Origin of the sequence: Corallococcus sp. AB045 (assembly GCF_003668895.1) — a bacterium.
Lineage (GTDB): Bacteria > Myxococcota > Myxococcia > Myxococcales > Myxococcaceae > Corallococcus > Corallococcus coralloides.
In genome coordinates, this window is sequence record NZ_RAWN01000141.1 from 1 (window position 1) to 26,165 (window position 26,165).

Consider the following 26,165-nt stretch of genomic DNA (forward strand, 5'->3'; position numbering starts at 1 on the left):
CTCTGGCGAGAGCCCCGCCACCAACTGACATTCCCCCACCCCGCCCCCCTTGCCCATTCCCGTCGATATGTCCGGCATGGAGCTGCGTTTCCATGGAACCCCGGGCCAGGAACGGCCTCCGGGGGACGAGCGCGGCTCGCAACGGGAAGACGGCATGGATGCAGCCGTACAGGGCTTGGGGATGACGACCCTCCAGTCGCGGCAGGACACAGGCAGGGCCGCGCGGCCGGCGGCGCCGGACGAGGAGTCCCTGTCCCGGCGCGCGTTGGCGGGAGAGCGGGCCGCGTGGGACGCGCTCATCGTGCGGCACCAGCGCCGGGTGGTGGTGTCGCTGCTCGCGCGGGGCATCCGGGTGGACCGGGCCCAGGAGCTGGCGCAGGAGACGTGGGCGCGCCTCATCCAGCAGCAGCAGCGGGGCCTGCTCACGGAGCTGCGGCTGCCGGCGCTCGCGCTCGCGCAGGCGGCGTTCCTCGCGGCGGATGACGCCCGGCGCGCGCGGCGCGAGTCGGTGGACGGCACGGTGGAGGACCTGCCGGAGCGGCAGCAGCCGGTGGACCCCGCGCAGTCCGCGGAGAAGCGCCTGGTGTCGGAGGAGCAGCTCGCCCGGGCCCGGGACGCGCTGGAGCAGGTGTCACCGGGCGCGCGCAACGTCTTCCTCCTGGCCTGTGACGGCCAGGGGCTTCCCCATGCCGAGGTCGCCTCCCGCGTCGGGTTGTCCGTCCAGCGCGTGCGACAGATTTTGTGCGAGGTCCGCAAGAAGCTGCGCACCGCGCTCGAAGAGGAACAACCATGATCAGGCCCACGCCCCACCTCACCCGCGACCGCACGGAGCAGTACCTGCTGGGCGCGCTGCCGCCCGAAGCCGAGGCGGAGCTGGAGGCCCACACGCTCACGTGCGAGCCGTGCGCGCGGCTGCTCCAGGAGGAGGCCCTGCTGGAGGAGCAGCTGTACGAAGTCGCCGCCACGCCGAGCGCCCCCGTCGTGGTGCGCCCCGCGCGCTGGCACCGCCCTGCCGCAGTCGCCGCGGCGCTGGTCGCGGTGGCGGCCTCCGTGGTCCTGATGCTGCGGCCCGGCGGGGAAGCGGTCTCCCCGTCCGTGACGCCCGTGGAGGCGCCGGTCGTCGCGGCGCAGGACACGCGGATTGAGGACGAGGCGCCCCGGGGCATCGTGGTCGCGTGCCCGGACCTGTCCACGCAGGAGCACTGCCTCAGGTCCGCGAGCGCGCGCGGGCTGCTCGTGTATCACCCCGGTGGGCAGGGCGAGGTCCCCCGCTACGACGCGTCCAGCGGGCTGAACGCGATGGCGCTGAGCTCGCGGCCGGCCGCCCTGTGAGGACTTTCGTGATGGCGTTTCGAACCCGCATCCCCGGCCTGCTGCTCGCGCTCTGGGCGCCCCTCGCGGCGGCCCAGACCCCGCCCGCCGACACGGCACCGAAGTCCGCTCCGGCGCAGGCCTCCGTCACGGCGCCTCCCGCCATGTCGGGCGGCATGCCCGCCGCGCCGGACGCCACGCGAACGAAGTTGCCGCAGGGCTGGTACGTGACGGAGAGCGCGCCCCAGCACTACGAGGCGGGCGTGGATGAATCCGCCCCGTGCGAGGGCACGCGCAGCGCCTTCCTGCGCTCGCGCACGCAGGCCACGGACAGCTTCGGCACCTTCATGCAGGCCTTCAGCGCGCAGGACTTCCGGGGCAAGCGCCTGCGCTTCTCCGCGGCCGTGCGCCACCAGGACGTGAAGGGCTGGGCGGGGCTGTGGATGCGCGTGGAGGGCCCAGACCCCAAGCAGCCGCTCGCCTTCGACAACATGCAGTCGCGCGCGCTGGTGGGCACCCACGGCTGCAAGCGCCACGAGGTGGTGCTGGACGTGCCGAAGGAGGCCACCACCATCATGGCGGGCCTCATCATGAGCGGCGCCGGTCAGGCGTGGCTCGGTGGCGTGCGCTTCGAAACGGTGGACGCGTCGGTGAAGACCACGGACCTGCTCGCCGCTCCCCATCCCCTGCCCTCCGGTCCCCAGGGCCTGGAGGACGGCCCCCTGCCCAAGGCGAACACGCCCCTGGGCAGGGTCGGCACCGCCTGGTTCGACACGCAGCGCGTGCGGACGGCGACGCCGCTCGTGCTCGGCAAGGGCCCCTCGTGGAAGGGCGAGTTCGGCGACGAGCTCTTCGAGCACGGCATCGAGGTGAACGGCACCTACGAGCGGCGGGACCTTTCGGTGAAGGTGCGCGCCGGCGGCTCCGCCACCCTCATCGAGGGCACCTGGGGTGGAGAGCCGCTGTTCATCCGGCTCGCGTCGGACTCGCTCCGCATCCGCTGGGGCACCGATGAGCAGCGCTTCGAACGGGACCTGAGCGCCTCCACGCAGCAGGGATGCAACGCGTACCGGCAGACCACGGGGCGCTTCGAACGGCAGTGGCTGGAGGTGTGCGGCGTGGCGCTCGCCACCCGGCCGCCGCTCACGCAGCTCGTGGCGGCGTTCCTGTCCGGCGGCGTGCGGGCCGGCGCCTCGCGGGGCCCCCTCCCAATGCCCAGCCGGCCAGTGCGCTCGGCCCAGCCGTACGACTCGTCCGGCCGGAACCTGCCCGCCTCCCAGCTCCAGTGAGGCAGAGCGAAGGCGGAAGGTTCCCACCTTCCGCCGCTCCGCGCTTCACTCAGAACGCGAAGTCGCGCTCCAACGTCTCCTGCCCGGCCTGCACCGTCAGGTGGGCCGCGTGCGCGCCGGTGGCCGCCGCCGTGGACAGGTCGAAGGACAATCCTTCCGGCCCCTGCGTCGGCTTGAGCGACGGACGTCCGGGCGACAGGAACACGGCGGCCGTCACGGCGCGCGTGCCCAGGGGCTGCACCAACAGCCGCACCCGCTGACGCTCGCGCACCAGCACCACGCGGAAGTCGCGCCGCTCCTCCAGAACCTCGCGGTGCTCCGGCAGGCGGGCCGCGCTGGGGCGCCGGGCCACGTCCGCGCGGGAGTCACGCGCCACGCGCGGGACCTGCGCGCCTTCCTCATCCATCTCCAGCGCCTCGTCGATGGCGGCGTCGCCCTCTTCCAGCGCCAGCACGGCCTGGGCGCACTCGCCGCAGCCGGCCGTGTGGGCCTCCACGCGCTCGCGCTCCTCGCGGCTCATCTCCCCTGAGTCCAGCCGCCACAGCTCGTCATCCGTGAGGTGGCGACGCGGGGGCGTGTCCACCACCGCCGTGTCCGCGCGGTCCGCGCGACAACTGGCACAGTCCTTCAGGTGCTCCGGGTCCTTCATCGGGCGGCCCGTCCAGGACGCCACCAGGTCATCACAGCCGGCCCTCGCGGAGAACCACCAGGCGCCGGGGCGCTCCACGGGGTCCAGCAGGTCGCGCTCGGCGCGGCGCTCGGTATTGAGCGGGATGAACCAGCGCGCCCGGGAGCGCAGCGAGGAGTCCAGGTGGCCCAGCGCCCCGAGGAAGCGCTCGCGAGCGGCGGCCGCGTCCCCGTCCAGCGGGCCCTTCAACATCTCCCAGGTGACGAGCGCGCGGGCGGCGGAGGCGGCCCGGTCCCGGGCGGCCAGTCCTTCCAGCGCGGACGCGCGCCACAGCTCCGCTTCCTCACCCTCCTCGCCCAGCGCCACCTCCATCGACTCCTCGGCGGCACGCAGGAGCAACGGCTGGAGCGCCTGCGGTTTCTGCTGCGCAAGCCAGGCTTCCACTTCGGGGCGGCCCAGGCCCTTCAAGGTTTCTTCCACCCCGTCGGTGCCGAGCCGGTCCGAGCGGCGCAGCACATCCCCTACCATCTCCAACAGCTCACCCACCGCGAGGGGGCCCGCGCCCAGGCGCGCGTACCGGGCCTGGTAGCGGGACAGCGCGTCGCCCTTCATCGCGACATCCCGGGCGAGGCGGAGGACTTCAGGCCTCCGCGAGACGTCACGACGGCTCCTCCGGCAGTCCGTCCCGCTGCAACTCCAGCAGGTACAAACGCAGGTATGCCTGGGCGCGGCTGACGCGCTTGTACGAGTTCACCACGCTGATGTTCAAACGACGTGCGCATTCCTCGTGATCCTCCACGTCCTCGTGGTGATACAGCTCCCATGCGGAAGCCTCCTTTGGATGCTCCTGCTGGAGCCTGGCGTAGGCGGCCCAATACAGTTCCTGCGCCTCGGCGCGCTCCTCGCGACGCCGTGCGCCCTCCACCGCCCGGGCCACCTCGGACGGGGTCTCTTCCATGACGTCGTCGGGCGACGCCGGCGCGGGCGCCAGCTCCTCCCGGTGCCGCCGGTAGAAGTCGATGGCGACGTGCTTGACGATGCGCAGGAAGAACGTCTTGGGAGACGCGCTCCTGCCCGGCATCTGCTCGGACACACCCCGGAACTGATCCAGGCCCCGGTCGAGGAACTTCCCCACCGCGTCCTGGAAGAGCTCGTCGGCGTCCGCCGGCGAACCGCGTCCGTAGCTGCCCTGAATCCTGCCGATGACGTAACGGGCCGGGCGCGCCCACCGCGCGCACAAGGCCCCCAACGGAGTCCCGACGGCCTCGCCTGTGGCGCGCCGCCGGGTCACCTCCGCGAACAATTCCTCATCCGTGAGCTGCTCGTACACCGGAAGACCCTGGAGGCTGTCCCGGGAGGTCCTCGTCCCGAGAGGTTGGGTTACGGGGATGTGGCGCGGCAAATTAACACGTTGCATCCGCGAACAGCCTCCGACTGGTTACCAGAACCCCTGACTCCGGCCCCCTGCGTTTCCTGACACGCTTTTTCACGGGCCCGCGGATGACGCGGTGGGTCGCTTCCATAGAGGCCCGACACGGCCCGTAAGGTCCCGGAAAAAGGCCCGGAAATGGCGTCGTCAGGATTCCGGCCGGGGGGCGTCCAGGGGCGCATCGCTTTCGAGCGCCCGGCCGAAGAGGCCCTACACGCCCTGGTTCGACTCCACCCCTCCGCTCGCAAGGCGGGGGGGCCGCCGGCGGTCCGGCACTGAACTGTTAATTCAGCCTTCCGGCTTCCTCACTCGGGCGCTCACTTTTTCCCTCCCATTTCCAGGCGGCCCTTCCGGGCATGCCTATGTCCCGAAAGGGGGACGACCGCCATGACCGCTCGAACCCAGACGACCCTTCCGGAGACGCAGCGAGGACCCGCCGAGCGCCTGCTCGACGTCGTACTCGGTGGCTCCGCCCACCTGTGGCACCACCGCCCCGGCCTGGACGTGAACGGCACCTGGGTGGCCGTCGCCAGCGAGGAGGCGAAGAGCGTGACGCGCGGCCGCAAGGTGGCGCCGGGCCTGTTCGTGCCCGCCGCGGTGAAGCTGTACGGCCAGCTCCTGGAGCTCTACCGCCTCAACCCGACGCTGATGGCGCACTTCGCGTCGTACGCGCTGACGCAGACGGACTGGCGCGACCTGAAGGTGGCTACGTGCGCGCTGATGCTGGTGCAGGAGCACGCGGGCCAGCCCGTGCGCGACGGCCAGGGCACCATCGCCTTCCACGACGACGACTACCGCGCCATCGGCGAGGCCATGGTGCTGCACTACGTGCGCCGCTCCACGCGGATGCTCACGCCCAAGGCCGTGCTGCGCGTGGCGGAGCTGTTGGAGACGCCGGAGATCGCGCGCCTCAACCGCGCCGCGGGCTTCGGGGACCCGGCGTCGCGCAAGCCGCCCCTGGGCCGCTGGAAGCGCGTGGCCCAGAAGTGGCTGGCCGCGCGTGAGGCGAACCTGCCCATGCTCCAGGGCCTGGTGAAGGCGGGCTACAAGGAGACGCTGAAGCGGCTTGCGCGCAAGGCCGGCTACAAGCCCCAGTCGCAGGGCTTCTTCGAGGTGCTCGGCTGGAAGCAGAAGCAGGCGGACGGCGGCCACCGGCAGGTGGGGCTCCAGGGGCTCACGCTGGTGAAGCGCGAGCGCTTCGACGGCCTCTCCGAGGCGGAGATCTGCGAGTGGATTGAACTGGAGCGGCTCTCCTACAAGGAGGTCGTGGGCCGGCTGCCGAAGGACGTGGGCCTCACGCCCGCCATCCTGGCCACGCTGCTGCCGTCGTTGTCGGACCGCGACCTGCGGCTGATGACGCCCACGCTGGAGGACCTGGGCCTGTTGCAGGAGCCGTCCGTGAAGGCGCGCTGGGAGCGGGCGGTGGCGAACGCCACGGATCAGCGTTCGCTGAACATCGCGAAGAACGTCCGGAGTGAGCACGTGCGTCGCAAGCTGGAGGAGGCGAGCGACAACGCGGTGAAGAAGGCGGTGGCGGAGGCGACGGCGGAGACGGACGTGCGGGTGATGTTCCTCATCGACAAGTCGGGGTCCATGGAGGGTGCCATCGAGCAGTCCAAGGAGGCGCTGTCGCGCATCCTCGCGGGCTTCCCGATGGACAAGCTGCACGTGGCGGCGTTCGACACCATGGGCACGGTGCTGCAGCCCAAGGCGGCGAACCGCACGGCGGTGCAACACATGCTGTCCGGGCTGAAGGCGTCCGGCGGCACGGTGCACGCGGCCGGTGTCCACGCGCTGCACCGCTCCGGGGTGCGCATCCCGGCGGAGGCGAAGCTGGTGGTGATGGTGGTGGGTGACGAGGCGGGCGAGGCAGGCGACCAGTTCGCCCGCGCCTTCCACGCGTGTGGCTACAGCGTGGCGGCCGTGGCGCTGCTGGTGAGCGTGTCGGGGATGGGGGCGCGCGGCAACACGGTGCGCTCGGGGGCGAAGCAGCTGGGCGTGCCCTTCAGTGAGGTGAGCGTGGGGCAGTTCGCGGACCCCTACCAGGTGCCGCGCGTGCTCCAGGCGCTGATGGACGCCCCGCGTACGGCGGGGGCCAGCCAGTCCGGCTGGGTGGACCGGGTGATGAGCACGCCGCTGTTGAAGGTGGCGTGAAGAAGGAGGCAGGGGCGTGGACTACCGGAAGCTGCTCGGGAAGGTGGAGTCGGCGGTGCTGCCGTATTTCGGCGGCGGGACCGTGCACGCGCCTTCACGCCGCCTGCGCGTCACCCAGCCCGTCGCCCCGGGCTGGTGGCGTTTCGAGGTGAAGGGCCGCGAGGCCACCGCGCGCGAGCAGGTGTCTCCTGAAGGGATGGAGGCGCTGCCGCGCGTGCGGGGCCATGTCTGGGGGACGCGGCTGGTGCGCGAGGGCGCGGTGGCGGAGCCGCTGGCGTTGATGCCGGAGGAGGAGCCGCCGCGCCTGTCGCCGGTGACGGCGCGCCGCTGGCATGACGGCACGCTGCTCTTCGAGGGCGTGGAGTTCGAGGGCGAGGCGGAAGAGACGGCCCGTCGGGCGCTGGAGGAAGACCGTGCGCTGGGGGACGCGCGAGGCGTGAGTGCGTCGCTGCGCGCGGCGTTCGGCTTCGCGGTGCTGGAGGCGGTGTCGCGAGGCACGGGCATCCCGTTCGCGCCCGTAGAGGCCCGTGCGCGGGTGCTCGACGTGGCGCGCGAGGGACGCGCGGAGGCGGAGCGCTGCCTGCGCCGGCTGGCGGAGGAGCGCGCGCGCTTCATCCGGATGCAGGCGGAGCTGGAGGCCCGGCGCGAGCGGATGCTTCAGGAGTCCGGAGCGGAGGCTCGTGCGTGGGCTGACCCTGAATACGGGACACGAGAGGCCTGGCGGGACGCGGACGGACGCGAGGTCGCGCGGACGCTGTCGGCCCGTGAGCGTGAGACGTGGGAAACACGCCCGGACGCCTCCGCGCGCGCCTCAGGCCGGACTCCAGGCGCGAGGGACGGACGGAGCCTCACGCGCCAGGAGCGCTGGCGCGCGGAGCCGGAGGCCGGCGCGTGGGTGGAGCGAGCTTTGGACAAGGCCGGCGCGCGGCTGCTGGACCACCGCCGGCTGGGGGACGGCCTCCTCGAGGTCGTCTACACGTTCATGGGCGAGCGCTTCGTCACGGTGGTGGAGGCCGCGACGCTGCGCGTGCGCGACGCGGGCGTGTGCCTGGCGGGCGCGGACAACCGGGTCACGCTGGAGAGCCTGCCGTCAGTGCTCAAGGAAGCCATCGACACGGACGCGTTGGTCATCACCCGGCACGTCTGAAACCCGCGTGTCCGACCGGGCCCGTCCCCCACGTCGGTACGGGCCATTCGGGAGGAAGGACTTCATGTCGACGACGCGCGAGGTGTGTCTGCTCATCGGACCGGAGGACCAGGTGTTGTGGGGCGACTCCTTCGACGACCCCATGGCGCTGCCGGACTCCCGCCCCCGGTGGGAAGCCATCTGGAGTCTGAGGGACACGCTGGTGGAGATCACCCACAGCCACCCGGAGGGCCCGCTGGCCTTCTCCCAGGAGGACGAAACGACCATGGCCGCGCTCCAGACGGCGCTGGGCCGGCCGGTGCGCTTCTCCGTGGTGGCCCCCGACGGCATGGTGGTCCGCATCGGCGGCGAGGACGTGCTGGTGAGCGATGAGCCCGCCTGGGCCGCGCCGCTGCGCATCGCCTCGGGGCTCTTGTACGGGAGGCCCCGTCCCGGTCCCACCATCCTCCAGGAGGACGGCCTGCTCCTGGAGCGAGCCCACCGCAAACCGTGAGCCTTTGTTCAGCCCGGCAGCAGGATGATGCGGGCAATCTCCGGCGGCGCGGCGACGCGCATGGGCGGGCCCACGAAGCCGCACCCGCGGCTGACGTAGAGCTGAGAGCCGCCCTGCTGGCTCAGGCCCGCGTTCTGCTCACCCCAGATGAGCTGGCCCAGCACGTTGCCCGGGAACATCTGTCCGCCGTGAGTGTGCCCTGAAATCTGGAGCCCCACGCCGCGCTGGGCCACCACCTCGAAGTTGGAGGGCTGGTGCGCCAGCAGCACCGACGCGCGGTCCGGCCTGAGGCCCTTCAGCGCCGCGTCCAGGTCATACCCGGCCTCACCGAACCGGCTCGCGCTCCAGTCGTCCACGCCGATGAGGTCGAAGGACGCGCCCGTGTCCCCAATGGAAACGGCGCGGTTGCGCAGCACGGTGATGCCCAGCCCCCGGACGAACTCCGTCCACGCCTCCACGCCGGAGTAGTAGTCGTGGTTGCCGGTGACGAAGTACGCGCCGTGCCGGGCCTTGAGCGCGCCGAAGCCGCCCACGTAGCGCCCCAGCTCCGGCACCGTGCCATCCACCAGGTCGCCCGTCACCGCGATGAGGTCCGGCTTGAGCGCGTTGGTGCGCGCCACCAGCTCGTCCACGAAGCGGCGCTGCAACACCCCGCCAATGTGGATGTCGGTGAGCTGCACCAGCGTGAAGCCCTCCAATGCCTTGGGCAGTCCGGGCAGCCGCACCGGGATGTCGCGCACGTCCGGAGGGTGGAACGCGCGCCAGGTGCCAAAGGTGCTCACCGTCGCGCCCGCCACGGTGGCCCCTGTCGCGAGCCCCCGGGCGAGGAAGGCCCGGCGCTCGGGCGACGGCGGCTCCGGAAGCTTGCGCGCCTTGGCGAGCACGCCCCGAACCACGTCCAGCCCCAGGGTGAACATGAGCAGGTAGAGCACCAGCCCCATCCACATCAGCAGGGCGATGCCCGTCCACCACGCCACTTCGGAGGAGAACATCGCCCCCACCATCCGGGCGCCCAGCGAGCCCACCAGCCCCCCGGCGAAGAGCACCATCCCCGCGCGGCGCGGGGCCTTGCTCGCCGTCACGTCGCGCACCAGGCGGCGGTACAGGTAGACGTGCGCCAGCACGAGCAGCGTGGTGACCGGCACGAGGAACAGCGCCATCCGGAGCCATTGGGGCATGAGGGGCCGTGTCTACCCGCGCAGGAGCTTGTCCACGAGCGCCACGTACTGCTGCTTCGCGGCGTCCTTCGCCAGCCCCTTGCGGCCGGCCCACGCGTCGTACTTCGCGCGCCCCTTGATATCGAGCATGCCGGGGCGCTTGCCCTGCACGTCCCCTTCCGTGCCCTGCTTGTAGAGGGAGTACAGCTCCAGCAGCGTGTCGTTCGAAGGAGCCTTGGACAGCGTCTTCACCCGGCTCTGTGCGGCGCTGAAGTCATCATCGAGGGCCATGCGCGGTCTCCGGCAAGCGTGTGCCGGAGACCTTAACAGCCGGCTTCACATCGTCGGCAGCCAAAGGTGGCGGATGTCCTCGGGCAGTTGGGCGCTCACGTCCTCCGCTTCGCCTTCGCTGATTTGATGACGGACGGCGTCCATCACCGCGCGCACCACGGGCTCCACGGCGTCCGGATTCAAGGCCAGGTCCTCGCCCACCAGCTTCAGCAGCTCGTCGCGGCCGAACTTCGACGGGCGGGAGTCGGCGTCGTGGCGCTCACAGCGGTGCAGCAGCTCCGTGAGCTTGCGCGGCAGCTGTGCTTCCAGGTCGGAGGACTCCTCCGCCTGGATGCGTTGCTCCAGGCCGCAGAGCACGGAGACGGCCGCCTGCTGGGCGACGCTCGGGGACATGCCGCCCCGGTCGCAGAGGTGGTCGATGAAGCGGGCATACGTCTGACTGGCCCGCATCGCACTGCGCCGCGCACGCCGCTCCTCGATGGACAGCTCGCGCCGCTCCTCCGCATGCTCCTCATCCTGGGGTGCGCCGGAGCGGCGCTGCGGATCACGGTCTTCAGCCATGGGGGTCCTCCCTGTCAGTCCCGGTGGGTAACAGGGTGCCCATGCCCGCCCCGGAGGGCACGTCATCGCGGACTGTTGCACTGTCCGCCGGCTGCCTGACTGCTAGGCGGCCACGCGCCGGACGTACGTGTCCCAGAGGGCGCCGAAGAAGAAGCCGCCGAAGCGGGCCAGGGCCTCCGCCCGCTGCACGCCGTCCCGGGCGTTGAGCACGCGCAGGGTGGTGAGCTGGCGCGCGAACTCCTCCGCCGTCAGCCGCAGGAAGCCCCGGCCCATGCACGGCGCCTCCGGGCCGTCGCCCCGGTGCAGGGACACGAACAGCGTCGTGGTGTCCTTCCACAGGTCCAGGCCCGGGTCGTCGTAGAGGTCCTTGTAGCCCTCCAGGTAGTACGCCTCGCCGGCCTCGCTGAGCAGGTGCAGCAGGTACTCCATCCGCTGTCCGCCCGGCCGCGCGTGCTCGCGGGTCATCAGGCGCAGCTCGCCGCGAGTCACCACCAGCGGACGGGACGACAGCACCGGCGCCGTCACCGTGCCCATCAACTTCAAGGGGTGGCGCTCGTCGCGCAGCGTCGCGTCCAGGTCCTCGGCCGTCACGGTGAGCACGAAGCGAAGGGGCGTGGCGTCGTCGCGCTCCGGGTCGCCGGCCTCCAGATGCGGGGCCTTCACGTCACCGGACAGGAAGCCGTGCATCGTCTCCGTGAAGCGCACGCCCACGGGCCCGGGGGCCTGGGGCGCCGAGGCCTCCGGCAGCGGCGCGTAGTCGATGGTCCACCCGTGGCGCCGGGCCATCAGGACGCAGGCGCGCTCGGCGACGGCGGAGATGGTGAGCAGCGGGTTGATGCCCAGCGAGCGCGGCACCACGGAGCCATCGGACACGTACAGCCCTTCATGCACCGCGTGGCCGGAGGCGCCGGAGAAGACGCGCCCCTCGTGGTCCACCACGCCGTCCTCCGCCCGCTCGGCCATGACACAGCCGCCCAGCGGGTGCGTGCACAGGAGCTCCTTGCCGAAGGCCTCGGACCAGAGCGGGTAGCGCACGAAGGTGCCGCCCAGCGCGGCGGTGGCCCGGCGCAGGCGCTCCTCGATGCGGGTGAGCTGCGGGTCGCGGCCGGCGTCCGGCCAGTGCAGGCGCACGCGGTCGTGCTCCAGCCGCAGCTCGCCCTTGCCCTCGTCGTGCGACATCACCATCAGCGTCTGCGTGTGCTCCACCGCGCCGTGGTCCGGCCCGCGCACGAAGCTGTCCGCCTGGCGCAGCCGCTCCTGGACCCAGTCCAGGATGCCCTCGTCGGTGTCCTCGCCCACCAGCGCCGCGGCCCCCGCGAGCGCCGCGGGCATCAGCGACGCGAGCGCGCCGGGGATGGCGCCCTCCTCGATGACCATCCCCTCGTCCAGGCGCGCGGTGTCGCGCTGGTCGATGACACCCGCGATGCAGGGGCCCACCGGGTCGCGCGTCTCGTGGTCCTGCTCGCCGTGGCCCACGCCGTGGACGGGCATGTCCAGGTTGTAGCCGAAGGCCAGCACGTCTCCGTTGCTGCTGAAGCGGTGGCCCAGCTTCGAGGACACAGGCAGGCCGAGCTCGCGCGAGCGCAGCAGAATCTCCGCCGTGCCCATGGTGCCGGCCGCCAGGACGACGTGGTCCGCGGTGAGCCAGGCGTCAGGCGCGTCGAAGCGCTCACGGCCGGTGTTGAGGGGGCGGTAGTAGACGCGCCACTTCGAGCCGTCCGGCACCACCGCGCGCACCGACACCTCGGTGAAGATGCGGGCCCCGTGCGCGTGCGCGTCCGGCAGGTAGTTCATCAGCACGGTGTTCTTCGCGCCGGTGTTGCAGCCCGTGGCGCAGTCACCGCACAGCGAGCATCCCGGCTGCCGCACGCCCGCGGCGTTGACGCCCGCCTCGAACGTCACCGCCACCGGAGGCCGCGTCATCCGTCCGCCCAGCTTCTCCGCGGAGATGCCGAACGTCTTGAGCTTCTGCAGCGGCGGGTGGTCCTCCGGGTACGGCAGGGGCCGCAGCATCAGCTCCGCGTGCGCGAAGCCGTCCTCCAGCAGGCCGTGCACGTCGGCGCGCAGGGCCTGAGGCCAGCGGGGGTCCTCGAACACGCGAGGGTCGGGCCGCATCGTCACGCCCGCGTTGATGAGCGACGTGCCGCCCAGGCCGCAGCCGTCGATGACGGACACGTCGCCGTTGCGGTGGACCTCGATGAGGCCGGTGGGGCTGCCCACGTCCAGGTCGCCCTGGCCCGGGGCGCAGTGGAGCTGGAACTCGGCCACCGCCTGCGCGGGCGTGCGAGGCATCTCCCCCGGATGCATCTCCCGGCCACGCTCCAGCACGCACACCTGCTGCCCTGCGCGCGACAGCCGGCTGGCGGTGATGCCTCCGCCATAGCCCGACCCCACGACGACCACGGGGTAGTGGGATGCCAGCTCACTCCACGGGGATGACAGCCTGCGCATGCTCACCTCGGGCGGCCTGACCGCCGCCGTTTTTCAGATGCTGCTTTTATTCCCCACCGGTGACATCCGGGACGGGGGCCGCATGCTGCGCGGTCCAACGGCGGGGATCCACTCCCCGTCCGGCCCCACGCTCCCCGCCTGTCCCCGGTGACGGGGCCTCCCCTGTCCGGCCGGACAGCAGGCGGCCCACCTGTCCGGTCGGGCCTTCGCCGGTCAGACGCAAAGGGCGCTCATCCTTGAGAGGAAATCCGCTCGCCCCGCCCGGCGCGGTGCCAGAACCTGTCCGACTGTCGGACAGGTTTCCGCAGTGCTCCCTCCGCAGGGGGCGGCCCGCGGGGTTCTCGCCTTCTCAATCCGTGGGCAGGGGCTTCACGCCCAGAGGCCTAGAAGAAGCGGCGCACCACCCAGGCGCCCAGGCTCAGCAGCACGGAGATGAGGAACATGGACGCCAGCGGCGCGTAGACGCGCGTGTTCCCGCGCTCCACGCGGATGTCCCCGGGCAGCCGGCCGAACCAGGAGAAGGCGCCGGCCCACACCAGCAGGCCCACGACGGCAAGCCCCAGGCCCACCACCACCAGCATCAACCCCACGGATTTCATCCGGGACTCCCCTCCAACTCCGCGGATTCACCGCCCGCGCGGCGGAAGGCGTTCACCAGCCGGTGCGCGTGGCGCGTCGTCTCCGGCTCACGGTAGCGGGGGCTGGCCTTCAACACCCACTCCACGGCGGTGTCCAGGTCCATGCGGTGGCCGGGAGAGACGTACACGGGGCTGACGCCGGTGCGGGTGCGGACCGCCATGCCCACCACTTCTCCCTTATGGGTGATGGGGGACGTGGCGCCCCGCCGCTCCGCGAGCTTCCCGGGCGTGCCCACCAGCAGCGACTTGGCGCAGCCGATGGAGGGGATGTCGAACAGCAGCCCTCCATGGCAGGCAATGCCCACCCGTCGCGGGTGCGCGGTGCCCTGGCCGTCGAAGACGAGCACGTCCGGGCGGACGGTGAGCCGTTCCCAGACGGCGGCCAGCACCGGCAGCTCGCGGAAGGACAGCAGGCCGGGGACGTAGGGGAACGTCAGCGTCGCCGTGGCCACGGCGTGGGCCACCGGCTGAAGCGTCTCCGCGTCGAGCACCACCATGCCGCCATAGCCCGTGTCGTTGCCCTTCTCCGTGGAGATGTCCGCGCCCGCCAGGCGGGTGATGCGCAGGCCCGGAGGCGGTTCGAGGATGAGCTGCTCGCGCAGGCGCTTCTGCAGCGCCACGGCCTCCGTGGGCGTGACGTTCCAGGGGTGCGGTGCTCGCGGTGACTCCATGCGTCTCCTCCCGTGAGCCCAACACTGTGCATCCTCCGGCCGGAAGGTGACGGCCGCTCCCCTCCCCCACGTCCAGGAGGCGACGGAGGCCAGGGCGAGGCTGCTCACGCGGCCGGGTTGTCAGGATGCACCTGGGGGCACCGTCCCGGGCCAGGGTTCCCTTCCCTGGAGGCACGCGACCATGGCGACGCTCAACATCACCTATGACGGACACTCGGCGGACGTGCCGGTGGAATTGGAGCGGCACATCAGCGACGCGGACGTGCGCCGCATCGCGGTGGAGCTGGTGCGCTCTGGCGGAGTGCCGGGCCTGCACCGCTTCCAGCTGGGGGACGAAGCCTTCCAGCACTACGTCGTGGACCGCTTCCGGGGCGCGCACGGCGAGGAGCGCATCTATCTGCGTCCGAAGGTGCCCTTCGGGGCGTGCTGAGGGCGGCCACCATGCGCATCGTCTTCTGTGGCGTGGGGGCCATCGGGTCCGCGGCGGCGCTGCTGTGCCGCAACCTGGACGCGACGTTGGTGTTCATCGACTTCGACCGCGTGGAGTCGAAGAACCTGCTGTCGCAGGCCTACGTGAAGCCGTCCGTCGGAAAGAACAAGGCGGAGGCGCTGAAGCTCCAGCTGCACAACCTGCACGGCGTGAAGGCGGAGTCCTTCGGCGTGCGCCTCACACGCGACAACGTGGAGGCGCTGTGCAAGGGCGCGGACCTGCTGGTGGATGCCTTCGACAACCAGGACAGCCGCCAGCTGCTCAGCGACCATGCCCGGAAGACGGGCACGCCGCTGGTGCACGGCGCGGTGTCCGCGGACGGCATGTTCGGCCTGGTGCGCTGGGATGAACGCTTCACGCCCGACACCGAGGACACGCAAGGACAGGCCACCTGCGAGGGCGGCGAACACCTGCCCCTCTTGGGCCTGCTGGCCGCGACGCTCGCGCGGGCGGTGCAGGACTTCCTCAAGCACGGGGTGAAGCGGGACGCGTTCGTGAACCTGAACGCCGTCACCCCGGTCGCGGGTCAGGGCTGAGCCGTCGCGGTCAGCCCACCCGCGCCAGGGCCGCGCGCTCTTCATCGAAGCGCACGAGCGCCTGGACGATGTCCTCCTTCGAGTCCGTGAGGAGCAGGTGGCTCGCGTACTCCTGCCCCTGCGCCAGGTGCTCCAGCAGCGGGTACACGGGCCGCGTCTTCGTCCAGAACTCGCGGCCCAGGAAGAGCATGGGGCTGATGACGCCCACGGTGTTGTAGTGGTTCTGGCACGCGTCCTGGAAGATCTCCTGCACGGTGCCCGCGCTGCCGGGTGAATAGACGACGCCACCCCGGGCGATGGTGAGCAGGCCCTCCTCGCGCACGCTGTTGGCGAAGTACTTCGCGATGCGCGTGGCGAAGGGGTTGGGAGGCTCGTGGCCGTAGAGCCAGGTGGGGATGCCCAGGCTGTCGCCCATCGCCGCCGCGTCGAGCAGGGGCCACATCGCGCGCACCTCGAAGGCGCGCGCGAGCCAGTCCCGGTCCTTGTAGGACGGAGCCCGCGCCAGCACCGCGAGCGCCGCGTCCAGGTCTTCATCCGGCCGCGCGGCGAACCACGCGCCCAGGTGCGTGGCCTCCATGGCGCCCGGGCCGCCGCCGCTCACCAGGAAGAAACCCAGGCGCGCCAGCGACCGGGCCAGCTCCGCCACGGAGCGGTAGGCCTCCTGGCCTCGCAGCATGGAATGGCCACCCATGATGGCCACCACCCGGCGGGGCTTGCCCTGGTCCAGCAGCGCCTCCTCCAGCGCGTCGCTGACGGCGTGGTCGTGAAGCCGCTGCGCCAGGGTCTCCAGGATGGAGGGAGGGTGCGCCCCACCGCGCGAGTTCCAATGCGCGTAGATGCGCGCATCCAGCGTGTCCGCGTAGGTGTCCGGGCGGGTCGGGTCGAAGCCCGCGTACAGCTCCTCCGGCGTGTAGAGGCTGCCCCGGTACGGGCAATAGGGCAGCCCGGAGAACGGCGGGAACACCATGGCGCCCCGCGCGAGGACCTGTTGCAGGGTCGCGGGCTCCAGGAGACAGCCCAGGAAGACGGTGCCAGTGAGGTCCGCCTTCAGCAGCGCGTCGCCCCACGCGCGCAGGTCCAGCCCCTGGAGGATGACATTGGCGAGGCCGCGGCCGTCGCGAAGGTGCTGCTCGAAGGCAGCCAGGGTCTCGAGTTCCGTCATGGATGTCTCCGCGTGGGGCTACACGCCGGAGAGTAGCTCGCGGACCGTCTTCTTGCTGCCGAGCATCTCCTTCCAGGCAGGCTGGGTCGTGGCGACGGAGGCCGCGATGTTCCTGCGAATGTCGTCGACCGGCGCGGGGCTCGTATTGATGCGGTACTCCACGGTGGGCTTGTCGTGTAGCGGCGCCTGTTTCTTGAAGAGGGCCTTTCGCCCCTCGTACACGTCCTTTTCGATGACCGAAAAGGGCTTGTTCCTGGCGATCGACCAGGAGGCCCGGTACTTGCGTTCCTTGCGCTGGGCCTCGTCCTCGGGCAGCGCATCCCAGTCCTCGTTCATCCCAAGCTTCGCGAACATGCCCTGCATGTCGTCATGGACGGCGGCTTCGAGCAGGGGGAGCAACTCCAGCCGGTTCCGTTCGACGAGGTCTTCCACGGACGCGCTGAGCGAGTAGTGCCCGAAGTAGCTCTGATAGATGCAGGCCTTGCGCTCGATGCATTCGATGAAGAAGGAATGCACCTTGAGCGTGCATCGGCAGTACCAGCGACCGTAGTTGCCGATCATCTCGGAGAGCACCTTGCTCAAGAACGCGCCCGAGCTGACCTCCGTCAGTGTGCCTGCCTTCGCATCGGTGGTCCGGGAGGTGACGTCATCCAGCCAGCCCGAGGTCGCGCCGCAGGAGCCCGAGAACTGCTCCGCTAGCATCCATTCGACGTAGTCCTTGAAGGGCCTGTCCAACAAGGCCAACACCGCCTCCTCGGAGGGGCCCTCCGGGTTGCGCGCGGTCGCCAGGATGGCGCTGGGCGGGAGCATGTAGATCTCCAGCTGACTGAGCGTGAGCTCCTTCTCCTTGGCAACCTCTTGCATGAGCTGCGCGATTCTCACGGACGTGCCTCCGGTACGGGGTTTCCCAGGCTACACCCGTGCGCGCCCGGTCCACGAGCCGGAGCCTGTCAGGAACGGATTTATCGCCCGTCATTCCTCTCCAGAAAGGAGGGATGCCCATTGCAGATCCGAAACACGCTGGACCCGAAGCGCCCCGCCACGAAGGTGACCTCTCTGGAGAACCTGGAGCTGGCCACCCCATCCTTCCGTGGCAGTGCGCCCGGGACCTGACGCTCGCACCCGCCGCCCGGTGACCCGGGAGGCGTGACGAGGGCCGGGTTCCCGAGAGGGGACCCGGCCCTTGTCGTGTCCGGGTCCACCCTCGAAGGTTTCTCCAAGCATCGGGATGTAGCTCAGCCTGGTTGAGAGCGTGCGCCTCGGGCGCGCAAGGTCGCTGGTTCGAATCCAGTCATCCCGACTTCAAATCCAATCAAAGACACACCCGCCGGGGTAGCCCAACTTGGTAGAGGCGCCGCGCTCAGAACGCGGAGGTTGCGGGTTCGAATCCCGCCTTCGGCACATCATCAGGCCCAGCAATCCCAACGGGTTGCTGGGCTCACCCGACGCACCACGCCTGATTGAATGAAATCGTGGCCCCGGCACCTTCATCGCGGTGGCGAGTCTGACCCATGGAATGGACAGTCAGCTTCTGCACGTTCGGATGGCACCCAGGTCATCCCCTGCGTTTTTTTAAAGCATTGATTCGTGCGCTCATCGTCTCCTCTCACGAGCTGGCACTTCATTCCGGCCCGCCAGCATTTCGAGGGGGACGAACTTTGAACCAAGCCATACACATCCGAACCGTTTTCCTCCTGGTGTCCCTGGGAGTGCTGTCCATTGCCTGTGGTGGCTCCACCACGCCTCCCCCGCCACCCGAAAATCTGCGCCCGGTGGCCCGTGCGGGTTCCTCCCAGGAGGGGGTGGTGGACCATGCCGTGGAGCTGGACGGCAGCGCGAGCACCGACCCGGAAGGCCAGGCACTCAGCTATGCGTGGACCGTCGTCTCCGCCCCGTCCGGCAGCAAGGCCGCGCTCTCCCAGCAGTCTTCCGCGAAGCCTTCCTTTACCCCTGACCTGGAGGGCGGCTACGTCCTCAGGCTGGTGGTCAGCGACGGTGCGCTCGAGTCCGAGCCGGCCTTCCTCACGCTCTCCGTGCGGAGCGCCGCCCCCACCGCGCGCCCGGGTGCGTCTCGCGCCGTGCTCAGCCGCAAGCCGGTGACGCTGGATGGCAGCGCGAGCACGTCCTCGACGGGTGAGCCCCTCACCTTCACCTGGTCCTTCGTGTCCGTGCCCGAGGGCAGCGCCGCCACGCTGCGGGATGACACCGCGATGAAGCCCACCTTCGTCCCCGACCAGGACGGCGACTACGTCATCAGGCTCGTCGTCAGCGACGGGAAGCACGCCTCCGCGCCGGCACTCCTCAAGGTGACGGCCGAGAACCGGGCGCCCGTGGCGGACGCCGGTGCCGACCGCGTGGCCATCGTTGGCACGTCCGCGACCGTGCCGGGCAAGGGACAGGACGAGAATGACGACCCCCTGACCTTCGCCTGGACGCTCAGCCGCAAGCCCATGGGCAGCACCGCCACCCTGCGGCAGGCCAATACCCAGACGCCCTCCCTCACGCTCGACGTCGAAGGCAACTACGAGCTGTCACTCGTGGTGGAGGATGGCCGGGCCGCGAGCCCCGCGGACACGGTGGTCATCACCGCCCAGCAGCCCTCCGTCCACAGGCTCAGCCATCGCGTCATCGACGCCGAGTACAGCAAGGCGCTCGACCGGGTGGTGATGGTCGCCACCAACCCCAACGCCCTCTACCTCTACGACCCGTCCACGCAGACGGAGACCTCGGTCGCCCTGCCCACGACCCCCACCGCTGTCAGCGTGGGACCGGACGGCCTGTTCGCGGCGGTGGGCCATGACGCGAACATCTCCTACGTCGACCTCTCCGCGCCGCGACTGGTGAAGACGGTGCCCGTCACAGCCGATGTCTTCGACGTCGTCCTTGCCGGGAATGGCTTCGCGTATGCCTTCCCGCGCACGGACCAGTGGGTGTCCATCCACTGCATCGACCTGGTCTCCGGCGTGGAGACGCTGAGCGGTTCCTGGTCCATCCGCGCCGGCACCCGGGCGCGCCTGCATCCCGGGGGGACGGCCCTCTACGGCGCGAACAACGGCCTGTCGCCAGACGACATCGAAAAGTATGACATCAGCGGCGGCACCGCGCAGATGATCTACGACTCGCCCTACCACGGAAGCTATTACATGTGCGGGGACCTGTGGTTCTCCGAGGACGGAGCCCGCATCTTCACCGCCTGCGGCAACACCTTCCGCGCCTCCAACGCCAGGAACGAGGACATGACGTACGCGGGCGCGCTCCCCGATGCGTCGTCCATCGGTCACCTGACCCACTCCACCGCGGCCGGCCGCATCGCGCTGGTCCTGGAGAGCTACTGGAGCACCACGGTGGGCAAGGACGTCCGGCTCTACCACCCGGACTTCCTCGGCTTCGACCAGAGCATTCCGTTGCCGCGCTTCAAGGTGAATGGCACCTCGCACGACAGCTTCGGCCGCTTCGTCTTCTACTCCGCTGCGGGCGACAGGCTCATCACGGTGGTGCAGGCCGCCGCGAGCTCCGGCCTGCTGAACGACTACGGCGTCGTCACCTTCTGACCGCCGCGCACGGCCCGGGATGCCGCTCCGGTCCCGGGCCGACAGGGCAAATTGCCTTGTCTCTCCAGACATGACGTCATTCAATCCATGACACGAAGAACAACGCAGTCATGGGCGTGCCTCGCGGTTGTCCTCCTCACTGTCGCGGCGGGGTGTGGTGGCCCCCAGGAGCAAGCGGCGGGTACGGGTGAGGTGCACCTGCTTGCGCAGGCTCTCTCCTCGTCCGATGTCGCCTCCGTGGTGGTGGAGGTCACCGCAGCGGACATGCCCACCCGCACCGCGAGCCTCGTGAAGACGAATGGCCAGTGGAGCGGAATCCTCGGCAACCTGCCCGCGGGCACCCTGCGCACCTTCATCGCCGAGGCCTTCAATAACAGTGGGACGAAGCTCTACGCGGGAACGGCCACCCACGTCACCATTCTCGCCCAGCAGACGACAGCGGTTTCCATCACCTTGCAGGAGGTCAATCCGGCGGCGCCTTTTGAGAATGCCGCGCCCCGGATTGTCTCACTGTCGGCCGCGCCCGGCACCGTCGGGCCCGGGGGCACGGTGAGCCTCCAGGCGGCCGCCTCGGACGCCAACCCGGGCGACACCCTGACGTACAGCTGGAGCGCGCCCTCGGGCAGCTTCGCCCAGGCGGGCAGCCTCGCCACCACCTGGACGGCGCCCGCGTCCGCGGCCACCGTGCCTCTGACCCTGACGGTCACCGACTCGAAGGGTGCCCAGGGCAAGGTGACCTTCAACGTCACCGTCACCACCGGCAAGGGGGACGCCATCGTCAACGCCTCCATCAACACCTGGCCGCAAGTGGACAACATCTCCGCCAGCGTCACCGCCCTTGAGGTGAACGAGTCCACCACCGCCTCCGCCACGGCCTCTGACAGTGACGGGGACTCCCTGGCCTACCACTGGGCGGCCTCCTGCCCGGGCACGTGGACCGACGCCCACTCCGCCACCGCGCGGTTCACCGCCACCGCGCAACCCTCCAGCAGCGCGTGCAACAACTGCACGCTCACCGTCACCGTCACGGACTCCCGCGGCGGCCAGCCCGTTGGCGGTCAGACCACGGGCACCTTCTCCCTCTGCGTGGGCCCCAAGAAGACGGCCACCTTCCCGCCCGACATCACCGAAACCTTTCAGTCCGCCACCTCCACGTCAGCCCATGGCATTGTCACCTTCCGCCTCAAGGCGGTGGACCCGCAGGGCAGCGCCATGGCGTTCTCCTGGACGGCGAACGCGGGGACTCCCGGCAGCCCCACCTCCAGCGCCAATACCAGCGAGGTGACGTGGACGGCGCCCGCGTGCGTGACGGCGGCCCTCCCCACGCTCACCGCCACGGTCACCAATGCCCTGGGCGGCGTCTCCACCCATTCCTTCACCGTGACGGGCCTTCCCGCATGTGTGAACTCGGGGTGGGTCTCGACGGCGACGATGGTCGGCGCTCGCTATGGCCACACGACGACGCTGCTGCCCGGGGGCAAGGTCCTGGTCGCGGGCGGCCAGAGCAATACAATCCTTCGGACGACGGAGGCGTATGACCTCACCTCGGGCACCTGGAATGCAGGCGCCAGCATGGCCTCAAATCGCACCCAGCACGCGGCGGCGCTGCTCAATGGCAGGGCCCTGGTCCTGGGAGGCATCTCCATCGGGGGCGCCGTCCTCGCGGCGACAGAGCTGTACGATCCAGCCTCGGGCTCCTGGAGCGCTGCCGCCGCCATGACCTCCGCGCGTGCTCGGCAGACGGTGACCCGGCTGCCTGATGGCAGGCTGCTCGTCACGGGTGGATACAACGCCAACGGGGCTCTCGCGACGGCGGAGCTGTATTCGTCGGCCACGGGCACGTGGACCGCCGCGCGCTCCATGGCTTCTCCTCGCGAGAACCACACGGCGACGCTGCTCGACAACGGCAAGGTGCTGGTGACGGGGGGAATCAACGGCAGCACGCATCTCGCAATGTCGGAGTTGTACGACCCTGTCTCGAACACCTGGAGCGCCGCGGGCTCCATGGCCTCTGCTCGCGGGGAGCACACGGCGACGCTGCTCAACAATGGCAAGGTGTTGGTGACGGGAGGGCTCAACAGCAGCACGCCTCTCGCATCGGCGGAGGTGTACGACCCGGCCTCGAACACCTGGAGCGCCGCGAGCTCCATGATTTCGTCTCGCTCCCAGCACACGGCGACGCAGCTCGACAATGGCAAGGTGCTTGTCGTGGGAGGCTTCAACGGCGTCAACATCGCGGCGGCGGAGTTGTACGACCCGGCCTCTGACGCCTGGAGCGCGACCCAGCCCATGGCTTCGTCCCGGCGCATCTACACGGCGACCTTGTTGCCCGATGGCAGGGTCTTCGTCGTGGGGGGATTCAACGGCAATCCCCTCACCGCGGCGGAGTTCTACACGCCCTGAGTCCCACGGCTCGTGGACACGCCTCGCGCCGGGCAACGAGGAGCAGCACGCCCGGCGCCGGCGGCAATAAGAACGGGACAAGACGGCTTGAACAGCGCATTCACGCAGAGCGATGCGAGCCCGCATCGTCTGTCGGTCCGTGCTTGTCCCCCTCGATGCGGCGATAGAGGAAGTACGAGTAGAGCACGGGAGTCGCCGCCGCGACGGCGACAGCCGCAAGCACGGGGACCGGACCACCGCCGAGAAGCCCTGAAGCGAGGACGATGATTCCCGCGAGGACGAAGAGCCTTCCTCCCAGGCGATGGGTGCGCAGCCAGACCTCGTCGCTCGCGAGCGTCCAGGGCGTCCGGATTCCACAGAAGAAGTTCTTCGTGAACTTCCCCATGTAGTTGCCCAGGACCATGAGGACCAGGCCCGCTCCCGCGGGAACCACACGCGCCATCGGCACGGACACGCCGATGCCCGAGAGCAGGACCAGGGCGTTGAGCAGAAACAGGAACGCGACCAGCACCGCCTGGATGCCCTCGAAGACGCCCTGGAATCGCTCCACGCGGTAGCCCCTGGGCGAAATCCGCGGCACGGCCACCAGGACCAGATACACGGCAGCCATCACCAGCGGCAGGACGAAGGGCCCCCAGGGCTTGGGCGTGTACCCATCCACCACCCCCTCGGCATTCCAATGCGTGGGGATCGACTCCGGCAACTGGCCGTAGAGCATGAAGGCCATCGCGAACGCCACGACGACGAATCCCAGACTCAGCACATTGGCTCGGCTGATTCTCATGACTGGTCTCCATTCCCTTTTTCGACCTTGAAGAGGTCAAGAAGGACTGCCGCTACGTCCTCGAACACGGTCGTATTGAGGGAGTAGACGATCTGCTGCCCGCGGCGCTCACAGCGCACCAGGTCCGCGGCTTTGAGCACGTTGAAGTGATGCGACAGCGACCCCTTGGTGATGTCGAACGCCTCAGCGAGTTCGCCCGCTGACTTCGAGCCGCCCTGCAGGAGCTTGAGCACCTTGCGCCGGGTCGGGTCGGAAATTGCCTTGAAGACCTCCTGCGTTCGCATCACGACCTTTTGATATTTTGAATAACTTCAAAATAACGACTAAAAGAGCCATGTCAAGTGGAATGCAGGGGCCACCTCACGCCCAAACCAGGCCAGCGCCACCAGGGGCAAACGGGCGCGAACCCGTACTGGATGAACGGCAACCCGAACCGCGATCCCCGCCTCCCCCCCAGACCTGGAAGAAGGCAGACATCGAAGACCGAGGGCCAGGCACGGCCCCCAGCAGGTCAGCCCTTCCCGGAACGCCTCCGAGGCTGGCTACAACTCCAGCCTGCAGGTGGCGGCGCAGCCGTCGCGGCTGACGGTGTTTCCGTCGTCGCACTCTTCGCCCCGGTCGTATTGCACGACCCCGTCGCCACAGCGGATGCCGAGCAGGCAGCCCGGGGCGCATTGCCCGTAGCCCCCCTGGTTCGTGCCATCGTCGCACTCCTCGCCCTCGTCCAGCCTGCCATTGCCGCAGGCGGAGATGCACACCCTGGGCGGGCTGGTCGGCAGGAACGAGGAGAGTTGCAGCTTGTAGCCCGAGCCCGTGGTGAAGCGTTCCGCCTGGAACACGGCGACCTCATAGACACGGCCTTGCTGGAGGCCCAACACGGACGCCCGGTCTGCGAGGTTCACGGTCGCGGACAGGCTGCCGTGAACCCCTCCCATGTCGATGGCGAGCTTCCCGTTGATGAAGACCCAGACGTCGTCGTCTCCCGTGAAGACGAGCTGCTCGACGCCCCGGTACTCGAACCAGAAACGCGTCTCGCTGGTGAAGCTGTAGTTGTGCGGCGCTCCCGCGCTGTCCGGACGCGTCGTCTCCTGCCCCGCGGCCACCCAGCCCTTGCCGTCGAGCGGGAAGAAGGCTGTGTCCTCGAACAGATAGGCGAGGCTACTGGGAGAAGAGGTCCGCGACAGGGGCAGCGTGGAAACGACGGTCAGGTTGACGTCGGTCACGTCGCGAAACCACTGGTCGAAAGACACCACTCCATGCGTCGTGGCGGAGAACACACCTGTCTTGGCATAGACGGGCTTGCCGGTCGGGCCCAGGGCGGCCTGGACGATGCCTGTCTCCTGCCCGTTCGCGTTCTGGAAGTCGATGTGGCCGTTGGGCAGGTCATTCCCCCGGAAGTCGCGGTAGACGAGGGGGAGCCTCAGCGTGGACAAGGGCTCTGCAAGGACGCAGGCGAAGCCCTCTTCGATTTGACAGGTCGCGGAGCAGCCATCGAAGTCGCGATGGTTGCCGTCGTCGCACGACTCTCCGGCCGCGAGGATGCCGTCGCCACAGAGGGTCTCGCAAACCCCATTCACGCAGCGGGGCTCCCGCTGGCACAGCGGCGAGCAGCCATCACCCAGGTCGTGGTTGCCGTCGTCGCACTGCTCGGTGCCTTCCACCTTGGCGTCGCCGCAGATCGTCTCCGTGCACGGCTGGCCCACGCCGTTGCACACGGAGCCCTGCTCCAGCCGGCAGGTGGCGTTACAGCCATCGCCGCTGACCGTGTTGCCGTCCTCGCATTCCTCCGGGGCCGCGATGATGCCGTCGCCACAGCGCGCGGCGTGGCACCTCATGCCGCTGGCGCCACAGTTCCACCCCGGCTCGACCTGGCAGCTCGCGTTGCAGCCGTCGCCGCTCGTGGTGTTCCCGTCGTCACATCCCTCGTTGCCCTCCTTCTTTCCGTCGCCACAGACGGGCAGGGAACCCGCGTCGACAGGGTCGGTGCCGGCATCGGTGGTGCCCGCGTCCTCGGTACCCGCGTCCACCGTCCCGGCGTCGAGGCCCGCGTCCTCAGGGCCCGCGTCCATCGTCCCGGCGTCGAGGCCCGCGTCGGTGCCTGCATCATCCTCGGGCTGCGTCCCGGCATCCGCCCCGGCGTCCACATCGGAACCGGCGTCCTGGGTCCCGGCCGAGGCATCGGGCCGGGCCCCCGCATCGGAATCCGTGGTGGAGTCACCTCCACAGGCCGCGAGTGAGAGCAGGAGGGTGGCGCAAAACATTCGCGCCCACAGGGATTTACGGGAGCCGGTCTGGGTCTTGTTTGTCATACGGAGCGCGCATGCTGTGAGCCCCGAGAGCAGGAGTCAAAGGGTTGCGAGCTTTTGTTTGTCTCCGAATCCAAGGGCATCCATGCCGGGAGTCACACCCACACACGAGACTCCGGGGATGCCCGACCTGAAGAGCGTCATTCTTTGCCTGGGCGAGCTCCTCCTCGTGGGGTGTGCCAGCGGTCGCGACACCTCGCCTTCGAATTCAGACCACCGGCTGTTGACGCTCGCGACGGACGGCGAGCCGACCGCGACGGTGGCACTCAACCTGCGGCTGCTGAAGACAGCGAGCACGGATCCAACCTGGAAGGACGCGGTCGAGTCCGCGGAGCAGCACCTGCTGAAGCTGGGAAACATCCCGCCCAGGCTGTGGCCCCTCACGTAGAGCGTCTGGCTGTTGCTCGCCTTCAGCCACGCGAACACCTGCGCCTGCATCAGCTGCAGCACGACGCCCGACGCAACCCGCTCCTGATGACTGGAGACATCAACGCCTGACGGCAGTCACCAGGCGCAAGCCCGGGGCACGGGCGGTGCCTCACGTGCGCCCAAGGAAGATCAACGGTTTACGCATGACCTGGCGGGGCAGGGGCGTTGGCATGCCCGCTGCTATGGGTGTCCTCGTCGCTGAGAGCAGCACTCACTCCCCTTCCAGAAAAGAGACACGTCATGGCCATCCGCTCCGTTCGCAGCCCCTCCGCCCGCCCCAGCCC

General features: G+C 69.9%; 24 protein-coding genes and 2 tRNA genes. 13 read left to right on the forward strand and 13 right to left on the reverse strand.

Annotated features, from left to right (window positions below):
* Positions 1–154 precede the first annotated feature (154 nt).
* From D7Y21_RS28205 to D7Y21_RS28215, 3 genes are read left to right on the forward strand one after another with little or no spacing between them, the layout of a single operon-like run.
* Positions 155–793: an RNA polymerase sigma factor gene (locus D7Y21_RS28205; RefSeq protein WP_120567281.1), complete on the forward strand. Its 639-nt coding sequence runs from the start codon at positions 155–157 to the stop codon at positions 791–793.
* A complete protein-coding gene (locus D7Y21_RS28210) occupies positions 790–1,332 on the forward strand; it encodes a zf-HC2 domain-containing protein (RefSeq protein WP_121716838.1) in 543 nt (180 codons plus the stop codon). The genes D7Y21_RS28205 and D7Y21_RS28210 overlap by 4 nt, the downstream gene beginning before the upstream one ends.
* An 11-nt stretch (positions 1,333–1,343) precedes the next feature.
* Complete coding sequence (locus D7Y21_RS28215) at positions 1,344–2,600, forward strand: AraC family transcriptional regulator (RefSeq protein ID WP_121716841.1); 1,257 nt, start codon at positions 1,344–1,346, stop codon at positions 2,598–2,600.
* A gap of 49 nt (positions 2,601–2,649) precedes the next feature.
* On the opposite strand, the gene D7Y21_RS28220 is transcribed toward D7Y21_RS28215, so the two are convergent.
* On the reverse strand, positions 2,650–3,840 hold the full coding sequence (locus D7Y21_RS28220; RefSeq protein ID WP_121716843.1) for an anti-sigma factor: 1,191 nt from the start codon (positions 3,838–3,840) through the stop codon (positions 2,650–2,652).
* Positions 3,841–3,886: 46 nt separating this feature from the next.
* On the reverse strand, positions 3,887–4,558 hold the full coding sequence (locus D7Y21_RS28225) for an RNA polymerase sigma factor (RefSeq protein ID WP_120567277.1): 672 nt from the start codon (positions 4,556–4,558) through the stop codon (positions 3,887–3,889).
* A gap of 486 nt (positions 4,559–5,044) precedes the next feature.
* Here D7Y21_RS28225 and D7Y21_RS28230 point away from each other — a divergent pair, with 486 nt between their 5' ends.
* The 3 genes from D7Y21_RS28230 to D7Y21_RS28240 all read left to right on the forward strand — a co-directional run bounded on the left by D7Y21_RS28230 (position 5,045) and on the right by D7Y21_RS28240 (position 8,451).
* Positions 5,045–6,811, forward strand: a complete 1,767-nt coding sequence (locus tag D7Y21_RS28230) for a VWA domain-containing protein (RefSeq protein WP_121716845.1) — start codon at positions 5,045–5,047, stop codon at positions 6,809–6,811.
* Positions 6,812–6,827: 16 nt separating this feature from the next.
* Positions 6,828–7,958, forward strand: coding sequence for a hypothetical protein (locus tag D7Y21_RS28235; RefSeq protein WP_121716847.1), 1,131 nt, complete (start codon positions 6,828–6,830; stop codon positions 7,956–7,958).
* Positions 7,959–8,022: 64 nt separating this feature from the next.
* Positions 8,023–8,451, forward strand: coding sequence for a Mov34/MPN/PAD-1 family protein (locus D7Y21_RS28240; protein ID WP_121716850.1), 429 nt, complete (start codon positions 8,023–8,025; stop codon positions 8,449–8,451).
* An 8-nt stretch (positions 8,452–8,459) separates the two neighbouring features.
* Here the strand turns inward: D7Y21_RS28240 and D7Y21_RS28245 are convergent, their stop codons facing one another.
* From D7Y21_RS28245 to nfi, 6 genes are all read right to left on the reverse strand, one after another.
* The gene (locus tag D7Y21_RS28245; RefSeq protein ID WP_121716852.1) at positions 8,460–9,629 is read right to left on the reverse strand and encodes a metallophosphoesterase; all 1,170 of its coding nucleotides are present in this window, start codon (positions 9,627–9,629) and stop codon (positions 8,460–8,462) included.
* Between the two features lie 12 nt (positions 9,630–9,641).
* Positions 9,642–9,899, reverse strand: a complete 258-nt coding sequence (locus tag D7Y21_RS28250) for an acyl-CoA-binding protein (protein WP_014394349.1) — start codon at positions 9,897–9,899, stop codon at positions 9,642–9,644.
* Between the two features lie 45 nt (positions 9,900–9,944).
* Positions 9,945–10,460, reverse strand: coding sequence for a DUF2267 domain-containing protein (locus D7Y21_RS28255; RefSeq protein WP_120567272.1), 516 nt, complete (start codon positions 10,458–10,460; stop codon positions 9,945–9,947).
* A gap of 102 nt (positions 10,461–10,562) precedes the next feature.
* Entirely contained in the window at positions 10,563–12,911 is a 2,349-nt protein-coding gene (locus D7Y21_RS28260) for a GMC family oxidoreductase N-terminal domain-containing protein (RefSeq protein ID WP_121716854.1), read from the reverse strand.
* 383 nt (positions 12,912–13,294) lie between these two features.
* Entirely contained in the window at positions 13,295–13,510 is a 216-nt protein-coding gene (locus tag D7Y21_RS28265) for a DUF2905 domain-containing protein (RefSeq protein WP_121716856.1), read from the reverse strand.
* Positions 13,507–14,220, reverse strand: a complete 714-nt coding sequence (gene nfi / locus D7Y21_RS28270) for a deoxyribonuclease V (protein ID WP_121716859.1) — start codon at positions 14,218–14,220, stop codon at positions 13,507–13,509. Before nfi ends, D7Y21_RS28265 begins: the two co-directional genes overlap by 4 nt.
* Before the next feature lie 181 nt (positions 14,221–14,401).
* On the opposite strand from nfi, the gene D7Y21_RS28275 reads away from it, so the two are divergent.
* Together D7Y21_RS28275 and D7Y21_RS28280 are read left to right on the forward strand one after the other, a co-directional pair.
* Entirely contained in the window at positions 14,402–14,650 is a 249-nt protein-coding gene (locus D7Y21_RS28275; RefSeq protein ID WP_014394344.1) for a hypothetical protein, read from the forward strand.
* Positions 14,651–14,661: 11 nt separating this feature from the next.
* The gene (locus D7Y21_RS28280) at positions 14,662–15,246 is read left to right on the forward strand and encodes a ThiF family adenylyltransferase (protein WP_121716874.1); all 585 of its coding nucleotides are present in this window, start codon (positions 14,662–14,664) and stop codon (positions 15,244–15,246) included.
* Between the two features lie 10 nt (positions 15,247–15,256).
* On the opposite strand, the gene D7Y21_RS28285 is transcribed toward D7Y21_RS28280, so the two are convergent.
* Together D7Y21_RS28285 and D7Y21_RS28290 are read right to left on the reverse strand one after the other, a co-directional pair.
* Positions 15,257–16,408, reverse strand: a complete 1,152-nt coding sequence (locus D7Y21_RS28285; RefSeq protein ID WP_120567267.1) for an LOG family protein — start codon at positions 16,406–16,408, stop codon at positions 15,257–15,259.
* An 18-nt stretch (positions 16,409–16,426) separates the two neighbouring features.
* Complete coding sequence (locus D7Y21_RS28290) at positions 16,427–17,272, reverse strand: hypothetical protein (RefSeq protein WP_120567266.1); 846 nt, start codon at positions 17,270–17,272, stop codon at positions 16,427–16,429.
* Between the two features lie 360 nt (positions 17,273–17,632).
* Here D7Y21_RS28290 and D7Y21_RS28295 point away from each other — a divergent pair.
* The 4 genes from D7Y21_RS28295 (at position 17,633) to D7Y21_RS28310 (ending at position 22,362) form a co-directional block, all read left to right on the forward strand.
* Positions 17,633–17,708 (forward strand) — tRNA-Pro (locus D7Y21_RS28295).
* A 26-nt stretch (positions 17,709–17,734) separates the two neighbouring features.
* Positions 17,735–17,809 (forward strand) — tRNA-Leu (locus tag D7Y21_RS28300).
* 110 nt (positions 17,810–17,919) lie between these two features.
* Positions 17,920–19,959 (forward strand): PKD domain-containing protein, encoded by a 2,040-nt coding sequence (locus tag D7Y21_RS28305; protein WP_372239471.1) that lies wholly within the window; start codon positions 17,920–17,922, stop codon positions 19,957–19,959.
* A gap of 264 nt (positions 19,960–20,223) precedes the next feature.
* Positions 20,224–22,362 (forward strand): kelch repeat-containing protein, encoded by a 2,139-nt coding sequence (locus tag D7Y21_RS28310; protein ID WP_233612309.1) that lies wholly within the window; start codon positions 20,224–20,226, stop codon positions 22,360–22,362.
* 100 nt (positions 22,363–22,462) lie between these two features.
* On the opposite strand, the gene D7Y21_RS28315 is transcribed toward D7Y21_RS28310, so the two are convergent.
* From D7Y21_RS28315 to D7Y21_RS28325, 3 genes are all read right to left on the reverse strand, one after another.
* Positions 22,463–23,146, reverse strand: coding sequence for an SdpI family protein (locus D7Y21_RS28315; protein WP_121716865.1), 684 nt, complete (start codon positions 23,144–23,146; stop codon positions 22,463–22,465).
* Positions 23,143–23,430 (reverse strand): autorepressor SdpR family transcription factor, encoded by a 288-nt coding sequence (locus tag D7Y21_RS28320; protein WP_121716867.1) that lies wholly within the window; start codon positions 23,428–23,430, stop codon positions 23,143–23,145. Before D7Y21_RS28320 ends, D7Y21_RS28315 begins: the two co-directional genes overlap by 4 nt.
* A gap of 258 nt (positions 23,431–23,688) precedes the next feature.
* On the reverse strand, positions 23,689–25,407 hold the full coding sequence (locus D7Y21_RS28325) for a DUF4215 domain-containing protein (protein ID WP_121716870.1): 1,719 nt from the start codon (positions 25,405–25,407) through the stop codon (positions 23,689–23,691).
* Positions 25,408–25,573: 166 nt separating this feature from the next.
* Here D7Y21_RS28325 and D7Y21_RS28330 point away from each other — a divergent pair, with 166 nt between their 5' ends.
* Positions 25,574–25,840 (forward strand): hypothetical protein, encoded by a 267-nt coding sequence (locus D7Y21_RS28330; protein WP_121716872.1) that lies wholly within the window; start codon positions 25,574–25,576, stop codon positions 25,838–25,840.
* Positions 25,841–26,165: the final 325 nt, after the last annotated feature.